General features: G+C 46.8%; 13 protein-coding genes. 9 read left to right on the forward strand and 4 right to left on the reverse strand.

The window, feature by feature from the left end; all coding sequences use genetic code 11:
• Positions 1 to 58: 58 nt before the first annotated feature.
• The 4 genes from NQ502_RS14670 (at position 59) to NQ502_RS14685 (ending at position 5,287) form a co-directional block, all read left to right on the forward strand.
• Positions 59 to 1,318 carry a uroporphyrinogen decarboxylase family protein gene (locus NQ502_RS14670; RefSeq protein ID WP_044983402.1) on the forward strand — a complete coding sequence of 420 codons (1,260 nt, stop codon included), beginning with the start codon at positions 59 to 61 and terminating at the stop codon, positions 1,316 to 1,318.
• Positions 1,319 to 1,345: 27 nt separating this feature from the next.
• Positions 1,346 to 2,395, forward strand: a complete 1,050-nt coding sequence (locus tag NQ502_RS14675; protein WP_049898275.1) for an ABC transporter permease — start codon at positions 1,346 to 1,348, stop codon at positions 2,393 to 2,395.
• An 85-nt stretch (positions 2,396 to 2,480) separates the two neighbouring features.
• A complete protein-coding gene (locus NQ502_RS14680; protein WP_028529364.1) occupies positions 2,481 to 3,626 on the forward strand; it encodes a sugar ABC transporter substrate-binding protein in 1,146 nt (381 codons plus the stop codon).
• A gap of 131 nt (positions 3,627 to 3,757) precedes the next feature.
• Complete coding sequence (locus NQ502_RS14685) at positions 3,758 to 5,287, forward strand: sugar ABC transporter ATP-binding protein (RefSeq protein WP_028529365.1); 1,530 nt, start codon at positions 3,758 to 3,760, stop codon at positions 5,285 to 5,287.
• A 53-nt stretch (positions 5,288 to 5,340) separates the two neighbouring features.
• Here the strand turns inward: NQ502_RS14685 and NQ502_RS14690 are convergent, their stop codons facing one another.
• Positions 5,341 to 6,201: a helix-turn-helix transcriptional regulator gene (locus NQ502_RS14690; protein WP_028529366.1), complete on the reverse strand. Its 861-nt coding sequence runs from the start codon at positions 6,199 to 6,201 to the stop codon at positions 5,341 to 5,343.
• Between the two features lie 234 nt (positions 6,202 to 6,435).
• On the opposite strand from NQ502_RS14690, the gene NQ502_RS14695 reads away from it, so the two are divergent.
• Complete coding sequence (locus NQ502_RS14695; protein WP_028529367.1) at positions 6,436 to 7,290, forward strand: AraC family transcriptional regulator; 855 nt, start codon at positions 6,436 to 6,438, stop codon at positions 7,288 to 7,290.
• 23 nt (positions 7,291 to 7,313) lie between these two features.
• Here NQ502_RS14695 and NQ502_RS14700 read toward each other — a convergent pair whose 3' ends face one another.
• The 3 genes from NQ502_RS14700 to NQ502_RS14710 are packed head-to-tail and all read right to left on the reverse strand — an operon-like array spanning position 7,314 to position 11,629.
• Positions 7,314 to 9,374, reverse strand: a complete 2,061-nt coding sequence (locus NQ502_RS14700; protein WP_028529368.1) for a HelD family protein — start codon at positions 9,372 to 9,374, stop codon at positions 7,314 to 7,316.
• A complete protein-coding gene (locus tag NQ502_RS14705; protein WP_028529369.1) occupies positions 9,367 to 10,218 on the reverse strand; it encodes a helix-turn-helix domain-containing protein in 852 nt (283 codons plus the stop codon). Before NQ502_RS14705 ends, NQ502_RS14700 begins: the two co-directional genes overlap by 8 nt.
• Positions 10,219 to 10,276: 58 nt before the next feature.
• Positions 10,277 to 11,629 (reverse strand): MATE family efflux transporter, encoded by a 1,353-nt coding sequence (locus NQ502_RS14710; protein ID WP_028529370.1) that lies wholly within the window; start codon positions 11,627 to 11,629, stop codon positions 10,277 to 10,279.
• A 119-nt stretch (positions 11,630 to 11,748) separates the two neighbouring features.
• Between NQ502_RS14710 and NQ502_RS14715 the strand changes: the two genes are divergently transcribed.
• The 4 genes from NQ502_RS14715 to NQ502_RS14730 all read left to right on the forward strand — a co-directional run bounded on the left by NQ502_RS14715 (position 11,749) and on the right by NQ502_RS14730 (position 14,613).
• Positions 11,749 to 12,285, forward strand: coding sequence for a PadR family transcriptional regulator (locus tag NQ502_RS14715; protein WP_028529371.1), 537 nt, complete (start codon positions 11,749 to 11,751; stop codon positions 12,283 to 12,285).
• A 132-nt stretch (positions 12,286 to 12,417) separates the two neighbouring features.
• Positions 12,418 to 13,017: a TetR/AcrR family transcriptional regulator gene (locus tag NQ502_RS14720; protein ID WP_242830283.1), complete on the forward strand. Its 600-nt coding sequence runs from the start codon at positions 12,418 to 12,420 to the stop codon at positions 13,015 to 13,017.
• 88 nt (positions 13,018 to 13,105) lie between these two features.
• Entirely contained in the window at positions 13,106 to 13,951 is an 846-nt protein-coding gene (locus NQ502_RS14725; RefSeq protein WP_028529373.1) for an ABC transporter ATP-binding protein, read from the forward strand.
• Positions 13,948 to 14,613, forward strand: coding sequence for a fluoroquinolone export ABC transporter permease subunit (locus NQ502_RS14730; RefSeq protein WP_028529374.1), 666 nt, complete (start codon positions 13,948 to 13,950; stop codon positions 14,611 to 14,613). The genes NQ502_RS14725 and NQ502_RS14730 overlap by 4 nt, the downstream gene beginning before the upstream one ends.
• Positions 14,614 to 14,615 lie beyond the last annotated feature (2 nt).

Raw genomic sequence — 14,615 nt, forward strand, 5'->3', positions numbered from 1 at the left:
AGATAAACGTGTACGGACACGGTAAAAAACATATTACAAAAAGGGAGGAATTACGATTATGACATCAAAAGAGAGAGTGAAGTGTGCGTTTGCACATAAACAGCCGGACAAAGTGCCGATGGATATTGGGGGAATGTCGTGTTCTCAGATGCATGTGACGAACGTGGCGAAACTGCGGGAGTATTACGGACTTGAAAAGCGCCCGATCAAGACGTGGGATGTGTTCAGCATGGTTGGACTGATTGAGGATGATCTGAAAGATGCCATGGGGGTAGATGTAGAATTCATCAAATCATATGGCGGCATGTTTGGATTTAAGGATACCGGAAAATGGAAAGAAATGGAGTATATGGGCGTAGATTTGCTTGTTCCGGAAGGGTTTGAGTACAGTGACGATGGAAAAGGCGGGCTGTATGTGTATCCGCAGGGAGACAGAAACGCACCGCCGAGCGGACATATGCCTGCCAACGGATTTTATTTTGACAACATCGAGCGTCAGAAGCCGATTGATGAGGACAACATGAATGTGGAAGACAACCTGGAAGAATATCAGGCGGTTTCTGAGGCCGAGTTGGAATATTACCGCAGAGAAGTGGAAAAATACCGGGACAGCAAGAGAGCGGTAGTGCTGGACGTGGGCGGATCTGCATTGGGAGATGCAGCGTTCGTCCCGGGTCCGGGCCTGAAAGACCCAAAAGGCATCCGGACAGTGACCGGATGGATGACAGCGCCTTTGCTTTATCCGGAATATACGGCGGAAGTATTTGACCGCCAGAGTGATATGGCAATTGAAAACTGGAAAAAGTTTAATGAAATCGTGGGAAGCGTCGCAGACGTCGTGTTTATATGCGGAACCGACCTGGGTAATCAGAGATCACGTATGTGTTCAGCCGATACCTATGATGAGTATTACCATCCGTATTACCGGAAGATGAATGACTGGATACATGAAAACACAAACTGGAAAACGTTGAAACACACCTGCGGTGCGGTATTCGATGTAATTCCCCAGTTGATTGAGAGCGGATTTGATTCTGTGAATCCGGTCCAGTGTTCAGCGGCAGGTATGGAGCCTGAGAGACTGAAAGAAGCCTACGGAGACAACATGCTGTTCTGGGGAGCAGGGGTTGATACGCAGAAAATTCTTCCGTTCGGGACGCCGGAAGAGGTTAGAGAACAGGTTCTGAAACGCTGTGAGGTATTTTCAAAAGACGGCGGTTTTATCTTTGGAGCCATCCACTGCATCCAGTGCAACACGCCGCGTGAGAATATCGTTGCCATGATCGATGCACTTCATGAATTTAATGGGGATAAATAACAGGGTACAAGGAGTGAGGGAGAAATTATGGATGGAAATAAGACTGTAGAATTCAAGGCGCAGAAGCGTCCTCTTATCAAACGGATCACAAGTACTTCGGAATTCAGCGTATTTGTTGCACTGGTAATACTGATTATAGCAATGAGCTTTGCAAGTCCGGTGTTCATGACGCCTACCAACATCTTTAATGTACTGAACCAGATTTCACGCTACGGAATCATTGCGGTTGGAATGAGTCTGATCATTATTTCCGGCGGCATTGACCTGTCCGTAGGGTACGTCGTTGGCATCACTGCCTGCTACTGTGCATATTTCAGTTCGGAAGCAGTAAATATGCCGTGGCCCGTAGTCCTGATTGTCATTCTGCTTATGGGGGCGGCGATTGGTCTGGTGAATGGTCTGATTGTGACCAGGCTGAACATCGTTCCGTTCATTGTTACGCTGGCAATGGGAAAAATACTGTCCGGCGCCACACTGCTGCTCACACAGGGCCGTCCGATATTTTTCAATTCTTACTTATCCCTGCTGGGCGGGGGATATATCGGAGCCGTGCCGGTTGCTGTTATTGTTATGTTCCTGGCGGTTGTAGCGGGAACCGTGTTTACAACGAAGACTTTGACAGGACGCAATATCTATGCGATCGGGAATAATGAACGTGCCGCCACACTGTCCGGTATCAAGGTTAATAAACTGAAATGTCTTACATACGTTATCACCAGCACCTTATGTGCGCTCTGCGGGATCATCGTGGCAGGAAATCTGGGCAGTGCAGATGCAGCACTCGGAAAAAACTATGAGACGGATGTTATCGCAGCCGTTGTCATCGGCGGTGTCGCCATGAGCGGCGGTGAAGGAACGGTCTGGGGATCGCTGATCGGTGCCGCCATTATGGGTATCCTCAAAAATGCATTTGTTCTGCTTGGCGTATCCGCGTACTGGCAGTCTATCGTGATTGGTATCGTGATTGTGGCAGCAGTTGCACTCGACAGCTTCAGAACAGCTTCCGCTGATAAGGTACACAAAGAGAACGCTGAAAGAATCGCAAAAGAGTCTGCAAGGCAGGCGAAGGATAAGTAGGCTGCAGTCCCAGGAAATAACCTAATGTACAATACCCCCAGGGGCTTGTAAATACATTTAAGGCAAATAAGAAGGAGGAAAAAGAATGAAGAAAAACCTGGCATTTGTACTGGCAATCGTCATGGCTATGATGACATGTTTTGCAGGATGTTCTGCAGAACCCCCGAAGTCCGGTGAGGCGAAAAAAGCGGAGGAAACGCCTGCCCCGGAAGATGATGCAGCCGATGAGGCTGATACAGCAGCTACGGAAAATGAAGGGGAAGCAGACTCATCGGGCGGCGATACGGCCGAGCCGGCGGCATTATCTGCAGATCTGCAAACGATCTATGACAAACTGACACACAAACCTGTGGCAAACGATACGGGAAAAGAGTTCAAGATTGCAGTACTCTGTGTTATGAACAACTCTTTCTGGTATGATGTTGTAAACGGTATTGAGGAGATCACACAGCTTATGGCGGATCCGTCATACAATTGTACCGTAGAAATGGTCACGATCGAAGGGCACGACGGACAGCTGTTTGCAGAAGCAATCGATAACTGCGTGACCATGCAGTACGATGCGATCTGTACGGTCGGAACCTCAGAGGCCATTATTCCGGCTGTTGACAGGGCTACGGCTGCAGGGATACCTGTATATACGTTCAACTCCGATGTTGCAGACTCCAGCAGAGTTTGCTTTACCGGTCAGGATCTGTATGCTGCAGGCGTCAAAGCAGGCGAGACAGTTGCGGAACTGATCGACGGCAAAGGCAAAGTAGCGATTATCACCGGTTACTTTACAGTCCCGGCTCACGAAGACCGTCGTCTTGGTGCGATGGAAGTGTTTGATAAGTATGATGAGATTGAGATCGTGGGAGAGGTTGAAAACCATGACTCCAATGACGAAGGATACACTTATACAAAAGACTTCCTGACAGCAAACCCTGATCTGGCTGCGATTTATATCACAGCAGGCGGTCAGCAGGGCGTCACAAAGGCTCTGGACGAAATGAATATTAAGGGCGAAGTTAAAGTTGTTATGTTCGACTTTATGGAAGAGGTTATCGATGCTCTTTACGATGGAAGTGTACAGGCAACGATCGGACAGGATCCTTACGCACAGGGAGCAAACCCTGTATGCCTCGCATACAACCAGCTCGTAACAGGCACGCCGGAAGTGGAAGGCAACGACTTTACAAATCTGGATGTTGTGACTCCTGATAATGTTGCAGAATACTTTCCGAGATAACAGGCAATAAAGATTTAGCTGCTGCCGGTCCCGTGTGCGGACCGGCAGAAAAAAATAAAACATTTTCTAACAATTTGCCAGAAATGTATAAAATTAAAAACTGATTTTACAAACCTTACGGGAGGATCAGTATGGGTCAGAAAGAAATCTATAAAATCAGCGGAATCACAAAGGAATTTCCAGGGGTAAAGGCTCTGGACAATGTGGATTTGGAAATACGCGAAGGCGAGATTCACGCGATCGTCGGTGAGAACGGCGCGGGTAAATCGACTTTGATGAACATACTTTCCGGAGTCTATGCACCCACTGAGGGCAGCATAGAATTTGACGGACAGCAGGTAAAGCTGAGGAATCCTCTGGATGCGCAGCGTATTGGCATCGCCATGATACACCAGGAGCTGTCGTTGTCCGGAGCGCTCAGCATTGCAGAAAATATTTTTCAGGCCCGTCTGCCCAGGGGGAAGATGGGATTACTTGATAAGAACAAACTGATTCGGGACAGCCTCCAATATTTGCACGAGGTCGGACTTGACGGAATGGATCCGAACACAAAAGTCCGTGACATAAATGTTTCTCAGCAGCAGCAGGTTGAAATCGCCAAGGCACTGTCTGTGAATTCAAAGGTTCTGATTCTTGATGAGCCAACCTCGTCGCTGACTGCAGGAGAGGCCAATCGGCTGCTTGGGATCATGCAGGAACTGAAGTCCAAAGGAATAACCATGCTGTTTATCACCCATAAGTTGGACGAAGTTATGCGTATCAGTGACAGATTTACCGTCTTTCGGGACGGTTGTAAGATTGGCACCTGCATAACGGCGGAGTCTACGATGGAAGATATGATCACGATGATGGTAGGGAGGCAGTACAGCAAAAAATATGTCAGAGACCATTATATGACGGATTATTCCCATGCAAAGCCGATACTGGAAGTTGAAAATCTGAATGTACCGACGAAAGTTTTTGATATGAATTTTAAACTGTACGAGGGTGAGATCCTCGGAATCACCGGTCTCGTCGGTGCAGGGAGAAGCGAGGTGCTGCAGAGTGTGTTTGGGGCGGACAAGAGGGAAAGCGGAATTATTAAGGTTGACGGGAAACAAGTCCCCATCAAAAATACACTGGATGCCATTAAAAACGGCATGGGTCTCGTGCCGGAGGGCAGAAAGCAGCAGGGAATACTCTCAAAGCTGTCTGTCAAATCCAATGTCTCCGTCGTGAATCTGCGCTATATCAGGGGAAAACTGGGATTCCTCAGCAAGAAGATGGAAGAAGAGAAAGTAAAAGAATACGCAGCGAGACTGAGCATCAAAACACCTACACTGGAACAGAAGATTACAAAGCTGAGCGGGGGAAATCAGCAGAAAGCGATCATAGCCAGATGGCTGATGAATAATCCCAGGATTTTGTTTCTGGATGAACCGACACAGGGGATTGATGTGGGAACTAAGACGGAGATCTATAAGATCATAGATTCACTGGCAAAGATGGGACTGAGCATTGTCATGGTATCGTCCGAGATGGTTGAAAATATTTCTCTGTGTGACCGCATTATCGTCATGTATGAAGGACGTGTGACGGGCGAGGTCATGCACGCGGAGGCGGCAGAGGACAGAATCATGACGTATGCCTCGGGACAGACGGATACTGTTACAATAGTATAATAAAAGCGAAATGCAGTTTTTGTAGCTGCATTTCGCTTTTTGCGGCTGAGAGCCTATAAATCGCGGTAAACTTTTTTGAATTTCTTTGGGGACATCCCGAAGAGCTTTGAAAACGCATAATTGAAAGTACTGAGATTATTGTAGCCGGTCTGATGTGCGATCTCAATGATCTGGATATCCGTGTGAATCAAGAGAACCTGGGCTTTTCCAAGGCGCAGCCGTTCGACATATTCCATGGGTGAGAACCCGGTTTCTTTTTTGAAGACCCTAGACATGTAATAGGGGCTTATACAGACGGCGCTGCTGATCGTCTGCAGAGAGATATCGTCCAGGTAGTGTTCATGTATAAATGTTTTGACATTTATGCAGAGTTCATCGTGAGGATGTGGTCGGACTGGAGGACGTTTCGCAGAATGCTCGGTTTTTTGAAAGATCAGTGACAGTATCGTCATCAGCATATGGGATGCAGTTTCTCTGCTTCCGTCCGTTTGATGATCGAGTGATTCGTACAGGTGGCTGAATAACTGTTCCAGCATATCAAAATATTCGGCGCAGTGAACGACGGGGGATGTATCTGAAGGCAAAATGCAGTCTGGAGGAAGTTGAGGAAGTGCAAGACGTGAAATACCGGCACAGTAAACACTCAGGGTGTATTTCTCCGGCTGTTCATCATGTATCGTCCCCTTGTTGTAGATATAAAAATCACCTTTTGAGACGAGGTATTCTTCTTCGTCAATAATAAAAACGGCAGATCCGCTCCGGATAAAACCGATCTCTGCATGTTCGTGTACATGCGAGACTCTGCGCGTAATCGCCCATTCATCTTTTTCAACCCTGCTTACATACAGGAGGCCAGGGATTGTGATAAACCTGGATTCTGCAGTAAACATGGCTGTGTCTGCGCTTCTGAACATGCGGGCACCTCTTTTGTCTGTGGGGATTTAAAAAAGTTGTTCTTACTATTTATGATACGTTATTTACTGACATTATTCAACAATAAAAGCGCTGTGATGGCTGTAAGATATTTCAGGTTGTTGATCTTACTTTTGACGGGTATAATAGAAGCAGCTCTCTTTTTGGTGCAGGAAAAGAGAGGAAAAAGCCGGGTAAAACGATTAAAATAAATGGTATGAAAAGGAGCAGACGGGATGGATTGGATAGAACGTTTAAATGAGTCGATGAATTATATTGAAGAGCACATTACGGAGGAGCTGGATTATACGGAAGCGGCGAAATGCGCCTGCTGTTCGGTATATCATTTTCAGCGTATGTTTGCTTATATGGCAGGGGTGCCGCTCTCTGAATACATCAGGCGAAGACGGATGTCACTGGCAGCGGCGGACTTACTGAATAACAGTGATGAAAAGATCGTAGATATTGCCCTGAAATATGGTTATTCGTCTCCGACAGCTTTCAACAGAGCGTTTCAGAGTGTTCATGGGGCGGCGCCTTCTGCCGTGCGCAGAGGCGGATGTTCTGTAAAGGCGTATCCGCCTGTCAGCTTTAAAATCACAGTCAAAGGAGCAGAAGAGATGGAATATCGCATTGAAAAAAAGGAGGCTTTTCGCATCGTCGGAGTATCGCAGCCTTTACACAGAGAAATTGAAAAGAACTTTGCAGTCGTTCCACAGATGTGGGAGAAAGCGGCGAGCGACGGTACGGTGCCGAAACTGGCAGGGGTGATGAATCAGCAGCCGATGGGGCTTCTGGGAGTCAGTGCCTGCGGCGATGCGGAAGAGTGGAGGTATTTTATCGCTGTCTCCAGCACACAGCCGATCGATGAATCGCTGGAAGAATACGAGGTGCCTGCCTCTACATGGGCGATCTTCTCAGGATCGGGAACGAATAGATCCATACAGGAGCTGGAACAGCGCATAGTGACAGAATGGCTCCCGTCCTCCGGCTATGAATACGGAAATGCGCCGGACATCGAAGTTTATCTGAATCCTGATCCAAACAACGCACAGTTTGAAGTGTGGATACCTGTTATAAAAAAATCATAATCTTTTAACAGCTGCGCCGTTTTTTAAGTCTGCCCGATAAACGGAGAGGGGATGCCCGTATACAGCAGTGTCAGGTCATGCATTGCCCTTGTGCAGGCAATATAGAGCAGGCTGCGGTCAGATTCGGAGCCATATGTACGGCTGTCAGTATCAGGTATTATGACTTCATCAAACTCGAGGCCTTTCGCCATCCGTATGGAGGTGATGGTTACACCATTTTTGAAATTCGTACTGTCCGGGGTGAGAAGATGTATCTGTTCAACAAGGTGAAGGGCATCATACAACTCTCCGGCTTCCCTGTCTGTTTTGGTGATAATGCCCAGTGTTGCATGATTTCCGGATATAAAATCGCGAACTGCTTTTTCTATCATCTGTAGTTCCTCCTGCCTGTCAGCACAGGCAGTCACATCGGGGATGTTACCGTGTCGTTCTATGGGGCTCAGTTTGTGAATACCTCCGATACATTTAGCAAAGGTCATAATCTCGCAGGTGGAGCGGTAGCTTTGATTAAGTTCTACATACTCAGCCCCATCATAGATTTGCCGGAGATCTGATAATGTATGGCGCCGGTGTGGATTCAGGGACTGTCCGAAGTCACCCAGTATCGTCTTGGGGCACGAAAACAGCAGATTGATCACTGTGTACTGGATGGGGGTATAATCCTGCATTTCATCTATGACCAGATGCTTTGTGATCGGACTCTTCTTTAGTCCTTCGAAAGCGGCCTGGATGTACAGGAATGGAAATACATCTGCCCATTCCAGTGTTTTTTTCTCCGGCATCACGAACATCCGGGGGAGGTTGAGGCTTCGGTAAAAATCCTTATATAAAGCCAGAGAGTTTTTAACTGTAAGCATAGCGGTCAGGCTCTTCAAAATCGTACGGGGTTTCGGCAGATCATCTTCCATGATGTTTTCTGATTCAAAGCGGTGATAGATGTCATCCGCGGTCATGGAGAGCCTCTGTTTTACAGGATAGCTGCGATAGGCAGAAAAGCGTTTTGAAATCCAGCCGGCATCTGCCGTGAAACGGCCGAAGGAATAGTCGCGCGGTTTAAAGATACGATTCGGAAGCTGTTCTATGTATGCGTTCATCAGGACGACAAATTCCCCTGTGGATTTAAAGCACACTCTTTTTGCCCAATTTTCATCATGCGGTTCCATCGGGTCTCTGTCCGGCTCAAAAACAAGAGTTTGTTTTAGCTGTACTCTTGCAATGTCGGTGAACCCCATTTCAAAGATTGGTTCCTCACCGAGTTCCGGGATTACACCTGAGATATAGTCACCGAAGACTCTATTGGGCGACAGGATGGTCACATTTTGTGATTTCAGCTGGTTTTTAAAACGATAAAGGAGAAATGCAATCCGGTGCAGTGCAATCGATGTTTTACCGGATCCCGCTACCCCCTGAATGATCATTGTCTTTGTGCTTTCATTCCGGATGATCTGGTTTTGCTCTGTCTGTATGGTGGCAATGATCGATTTCATTTTTTCATCGGACGTGTGAGAAAGTTCTTTTTGCAGGATATCATCCTGTATACTTGAAGAACTTTCGATTGCGTACTCCATCACGCCGTCAGCGATCTTAAACTGCCGTTTTCTTGTGATTATACCCTCAACACGTCCCATTGGGGAATCATAGCCGGCAGGACCCGTCTCATAATCGTAAAACATGCTGGAAACAGGGGCGCGCCAGTCGAAGACAAGCAGTTCACTGTTATGGCGGAAGGTAAAGCGCCCGATGTAACAGGGGACGGGAGGCAGACTGCCATTTTCGGAAAAATCGATGCGGGCAAAATACGGCGACTCTCTCAGCTTTGCCAGTATATCACGGGTTCTGACAGCCAGTGCACCTGTATGGTCCGTCTGTCTGAGCAGCAGCTCATTCTGGAACATCTCGTTGGGATCGATTTCCCCGCGGTATTCCGCCATGTATCGTTTGGCGTCCATATAGTCACGATCCGCATGCTGCACATCGGCCTCGGCAGTCTCCAATGCCTCGTCCAGCATGCGGGTGATGCCGGCAAGATGGGCAATTTCGTCAGGAAACGGGATGGCACTGCCGCTTTTTTTCTGATTACTCATAGTTGTCCTCCTTTGGCAAAATAAAACGCTGGGTGGGATACCCATATTCGATTAACAACTCGGCTTCCGCGAATCCAAGCCCCTTGATTTCTCTGCGGTGTCCGGTATCCGCCCGGTCACCTTCCCGAAACGTGGTGATGCTGATATCTTTTCCCTTCAGTAATTCCTTCATAACTTTATCAAGGAATGCCCGCGGTATTCCCTGCCCTCGACAGAGCGGATGGCTTCCCATAAAATCAATGCTTCCTGTCTCAGACGAGAAAAGCATGATTCCGATTGCTGTATCGCCGTCTTTTAAGATCAACGCCTGTTTTGTACGGATTTTTTCACGCAGGATCGGGATATAGTCATTTTCGAACAGACCCGGGAAACCGTCGATCACAAGCCGTACCAGCTCCATCCAGCATGGGATGTCCTTCTCTGTGGCAAACTGGATATCCCAGCCTGTCTTTTCTTTCTGGTTCAGCATCTGATCACTTCCTTTCAATTCAAACTTAAGCTGCAGCGGGTAAAATTTTTCATTTTCCCTGTATTTGTTTGGGGGCATCTTGTACATGACTGTAAATATATTGGTAAACGCCTGCTGGCTGTCATATCCTGCCAGCAGGGCGATGTCCAGAATGGGTTTATCTGAAAATACCAGAAGTTTTGCAGCTTCCGTCAGCTGCCTTCTTTGCAGATACTCATGTATGGTAAGGCCAACCGTATCGGCAAACATGCGGTGCAGATGATACTTGGAATAATGTGCCGCATTTGCCACCCGTTCCAGATCCGGCTTTTCTGTCAGATGAGCCTCCAGATAGTCAATCACCGGTATGATTTTCCGGATATTTTTGTTCCGCATGATATCTTCTCCTTTCGCACCACTATTATATCCGATTTCTGTTGAAGTCTTTTAATAATTATTGCTGTTTTATCAAAAAACTGTTATGAAGATGTACAGCCATCGCTGCTGCTATTATGGCAGAGATCAGGTCAGCAGTCGGCTGTGCGTAAAGAACACCTCTGATTCCCCAGATCATAGGAAAAATCAGAATGATAGGGACGAAGCAGATTCCCTGTCTGCATGCACCCAGGATAAAACCGTCTTTTGCCTTTCCGAGTGCAAGGAAAAGCGAGGAATACACGGTATAAAAACCAAAAAACAGGAAGGATACACCGTTTGCTCTCAGTGCTTTTTGACCGATATTGATCATTTCTGCATCTACTTTGGTAAACCATGATATGACTGTGGCGGAACATACCGCCATGATGATTCCGTAGACGGCGCAGAATACCGTTGACCAGATGATGGAGGTTCTGACAGCTTCGTGCAGGCGTTTAAAATTCTTTGCTCCATAGCTGTATCCGGCGATTGGCTGGAAGCCTTTCATGAATCCAAATACCATAAGGCTTCCCATCGATATGATTCTTGTCACGATACCCATTCCGGCGATGACAGAATCTCCGTATTCTCCTGCACGCAGATTGACAAGTGCAATCGACAGACTTGTCAGCAGCTGAAATACCAGTGTAGGAATCCCGATTTTCAGAATTTCTGATAATGCTTGTCTGGAAAAACAGCATTTTTTAAAATGGAAGCTGAAGACACTTTTTTTTGTGAGTACATAACCAAGGTATACCAGCGTGGAGACTGCCTGTGAAATAGCGGTGGCGACTGCTGCACCTATAATCCCCAGATTAAGAACATAGATAAAGAACGGATCCAGCATGATATTCAAAACGGCGCCTGTCAGCAGTGCACACATCGTAGTCTTCGCAACGCCCTCACTTGTCACGATATTATTCATTGTCACATTAAAGATACTAAAGATGGACGAAATGATGTAAATTCCCGCATATGTTAACGCGTGAGGCAGGATACTCTCAGTTGCGCCCAGGAGTTTCAGGATCGGAGTCAGGAAGATCATGGTAAGTATAATGATCACAGCTCCGACGATCAGGCTGCTGTACAGGGCTGTGCTTGCGATTCGGTCGGCGTCAGCCTTTTCGCCGCGTCCTAATAATCGGGAGATGCAGGACGCAGCACCGTTTCCGAATAACAGGCCCAATCCCACAATCACCTGCCCAAGTGGAAAAGTGACAGTAATCGCACCGACCTGACTCGTCCCAAGTCCCCCGACAAAGTATGCATCCGCGAGGTTATACAATGCATTGACCATCATGCCGATCATAGCGGGAAGCCCCATTGCCAGAAGTGCCTTTGGGATGGGGGCACTTCCCAGCAGTTCCATTCGTTTGTTCTGTTCTTTCATAAGTCGTACTCCTTTCTTGATTAAGGTGTAAAATATAGTACTATAATTTATAGTATATTGACAACGAGTTATATAGTACTATAATTTATAGTACATGTCAAGCAAAGTAGGAGGGCACGATGGCAACGATAGATTTGATTGTATTAGGAATATTGAAGAAAGAATCACTGAGTGCCTACGATATTCAAAAACTGGTTGAGTACCGAAATATCTCTAAGTGGGTAAAAATCAGTACACCCTCAATTTATAAGAAAGTGATTCAACTGGAAGATAAGGGATATATCAAAAGTAATACGGTAAAAGAGGGTAAAATGGCGGAGAAGGCGGTCTATACTCTGACGGATGAGGGAGAAAAACGTTTCGAAAAGCTGATGCTGGAGACTGCATCGAAACCGATCCGCATGTTTCTGGATTTCAACGCCGTGATCGTAAATCTGGACAGTCTGACACCTGAGGAACAAAGAGTATGCCTGACGAATATAGAAAGCAACGTAAAAGCGTTAAAAATATACATGGAAGAAAATATACGTCTGAAAGAACCTGTTTCGGACATTCCCAAAACCGGAATGGCTGTGTTACATCAGCAGTATCTGCTGGCAGGGGCAATTGAAAATTGGATCGTATCGCTGAGAGAAAGCTTTGATGATCAGAAATGATAAGAAATGCGGCGTTTCCTTTAATTCAGATATGGATAATCTGGAGAAGATGTTTGTCGTGGAGGAAAAGTATTGACAATATTTGAAAACAGATATATAATGACCAAATACAATTAATTAGTCAAAAAAGAGGTGGCCTGTTTGCCAAAATGTTATTCGGAACTGGAAAGAGAAGATATCATAAAAAGGCTGAAGGAGGAGGCTGAAAAATGCCTCGTTCAATACGGAGTCCGGCATACGACGGTGGATGAGATCGTAAGGCGTGTTAAGATACCCAAAGGGACATTTTATCTCTTTTATAAATCTAAAGAACTGCTGTTGTTTGACGTGATACTGAAACAGCATGAGCTGATTGAGCAGCAGATTTTCCGGAAAGTCAGCAGTGTTGATCCGGACAGTCTTACCGCGGATCAGCTGACGGATATGCTCCTGCAGATATTCAGGATTGCTGCGGAGGCGCCCATTCTGAAGATACTGAATTCTGATGAGTTGGAGATTCTGGCGCGTAAGCTGCCGAAGGGTGTTGTGGAAGAACATCTGGGACATGACAGCACTATGTTTGAAAAATTATTTTCCATGCTTCCTGTAAAAACAGGGGTGGATGCAGAGGCATTCGGCGCGGCATTTCGTGCCGTCTACATGGCGACACTGCATAAGGCAGAAATCGGGGAACCCCATTATGAGAGCGCACTGCGATTACTGATTCACGGGTTAGTCCTGCAGTTACTGTAAATCAGTCCGGCAGATTCTATTGCCGGACTGTCTGTTAGTCCTATTTTGACCATTACAATAAAAATGGTCAAAAAGTACGGAGGTAGTTATGATCGAAGTAAAGAACCTTTTTTTCAGCTATACCGATCAGCCGTTCATATCGGATATGGATTTTTCTGTCGGAAGGGGAGAAATTTTCGGCTTTTTGGGACCGTCCGGCGCGGGAAAAAGCACGCTGCAGAAAATTTTGATCGGAATGCTCCCGGATTACCAGGGAAGTGTGGTGGTAAACGGGACAGAATGCAGACATCGGGATCGTCGTTTTTATGAGAACATTGGGGTCGACTTTGAATTTTCAACCATGTATGAAAAACTCTCGGCAAAAGAAAACCTCCGCTTTTTCGGTTCTCTGTATAAAAAGCAGGGGCGTTCAATTGATGAACTTCTCTCTGAGGTGGGATTGGATCGGGACGGTGATAAGCGTGTATCGGAATACTCCAAAGGCATGAAGGCACGGCTGAACTTTATAAAGGCCCTGATGCATGATCCTGCGCTGCTCTGCCTCGATGAACCGACAAGCGGACTGGACCCGGCGAACAGCCGTGTCATGAAAGATTTGATCCGCAGGGAAAAAGAACAGGGGAAGACGATTCTGTTCACCACCCATAATATGCAGGACGCAGCAGAGCTGTGTGACAGGGTAGCGTTCATTGTAAATGGCAAAATCATGGCCCTGGACAGCCCTCATAATCTGATCATGTCCAGGGGAGCTGCAAGGGTCACTTATACCTGGATTGATCAGGGAGAACAACAGGCAGACTGTCCGCTCGATGCGCTTTCTCAGGATAAGAGACTGCAGACACTGATCATGGAAAATCGTCTGCAGTCGATTCACAGCAGTGAACCTACGCTGAATGATATTTTCATCGATATAACAGGGAGGACACTGGTATGAGACTCAGGAGCCTGACGTTGTGGGATATGCGTTTTCAGCTCAAATATGGATTTTATTTTCTGTATACGGTTCTGACGGTGCTTTACGCCGTTGTGCTGCTGGCAATGCCGGAATCATGGCAGGAAAAAGTGGCACCGATCCTGATTTTCTCTGATCCGGCGACGATGGGACTGTTCTTTATGGGGGCGATCATTCTGCTGGAAAAAAGTCAGAGAGTCTCATTGGCATTCGCCGTTATGCCGGTTCGTGCGATGGAATATGTAGCTGCCAAAGTACTTTCTCTGTGTGTGATATCAATGGCTGTGGCGGCAGTGCTTGCCGCAGCTGCGGACACGGGCAGGGTATCTGTTGTTCTTGCAGGGACTGCCGTGTCTTCCGTTATTTTTACGCTTCTTGGCATCATTGTGTCGACGAAAATCAGCAGCCTTAATCAGTTCATACTCTGGATAATGCCGATTGAGCTTATCACCTTTCTTCCGGCAGTTCTCCATATATTGGGGATCACATCTGAAATATTGCAGTTCTATCCTGCGATTATCTGTATGAATATGATTGACGGACATGTGCCATCAGCAGTGGAAGTACTGATCCTTGCACTTATGGTCGGGGTACTCGTGTGTGCGGCGCGCAGCTGTGTACTGAAAATGTGGGAAAATTCATGAGG

Source organism: Ruminococcus gauvreauii (genome assembly GCF_025151995.1).
In the GTDB taxonomy this organism is placed as follows: Bacteria; Bacillota; Clostridia; order Lachnospirales; family Lachnospiraceae; genus Ruminococcus_G; species Ruminococcus_G gauvreauii.

Coding starts and splice junctions, on each gene's coding strand:
- NQ502_RS14710 (WP_028529370.1), bottom strand. CDS start 11,629: ATGAAAGAACAGAACAAACGAATGGAACTGCTGGGAAGTGCCCCCATC.
- NQ502_RS14690 (WP_028529366.1), bottom strand. CDS start 6,201: ATGTTCAGAAGCGCAGACACAGCCATGTTTACTGCAGAATCCAGGTTT.
- NQ502_RS14675 (WP_049898275.1), top strand. CDS start 1,346: ATGGATGGAAATAAGACTGTAGAATTCAAGGCGCAGAAGCGTCCTCTT.
- NQ502_RS14700 (WP_028529368.1), bottom strand. CDS start 9,374: ATGAGTAATCAGAAAAAAAGCGGCAGTGCCATCCCGTTTCCTGACGAA.
- NQ502_RS14680 (WP_028529364.1), top strand. CDS start 2,481: ATGAAGAAAAACCTGGCATTTGTACTGGCAATCGTCATGGCTATGATG.
- NQ502_RS14695 (WP_028529367.1), top strand. CDS start 6,436: ATGGATTGGATAGAACGTTTAAATGAGTCGATGAATTATATTGAAGAG.
- NQ502_RS14685 (WP_028529365.1), top strand. CDS start 3,758: ATGGGTCAGAAAGAAATCTATAAAATCAGCGGAATCACAAAGGAATTT.
- NQ502_RS14730 (WP_028529374.1), top strand. CDS start 13,948: ATGAGACTCAGGAGCCTGACGTTGTGGGATATGCGTTTTCAGCTCAAA.
- NQ502_RS14715 (WP_028529371.1), top strand. CDS start 11,749: ATGGCAACGATAGATTTGATTGTATTAGGAATATTGAAGAAAGAATCA.
- NQ502_RS14705 (WP_028529369.1), bottom strand. CDS start 10,218: ATGCGGAACAAAAATATCCGGAAAATCATACCGGTGATTGACTATCTG.
- NQ502_RS14670 (WP_044983402.1), top strand. CDS start 59: ATGACATCAAAAGAGAGAGTGAAGTGTGCGTTTGCACATAAACAGCCG.
- NQ502_RS14725 (WP_028529373.1), top strand. CDS start 13,106: ATGATCGAAGTAAAGAACCTTTTTTTCAGCTATACCGATCAGCCGTTC.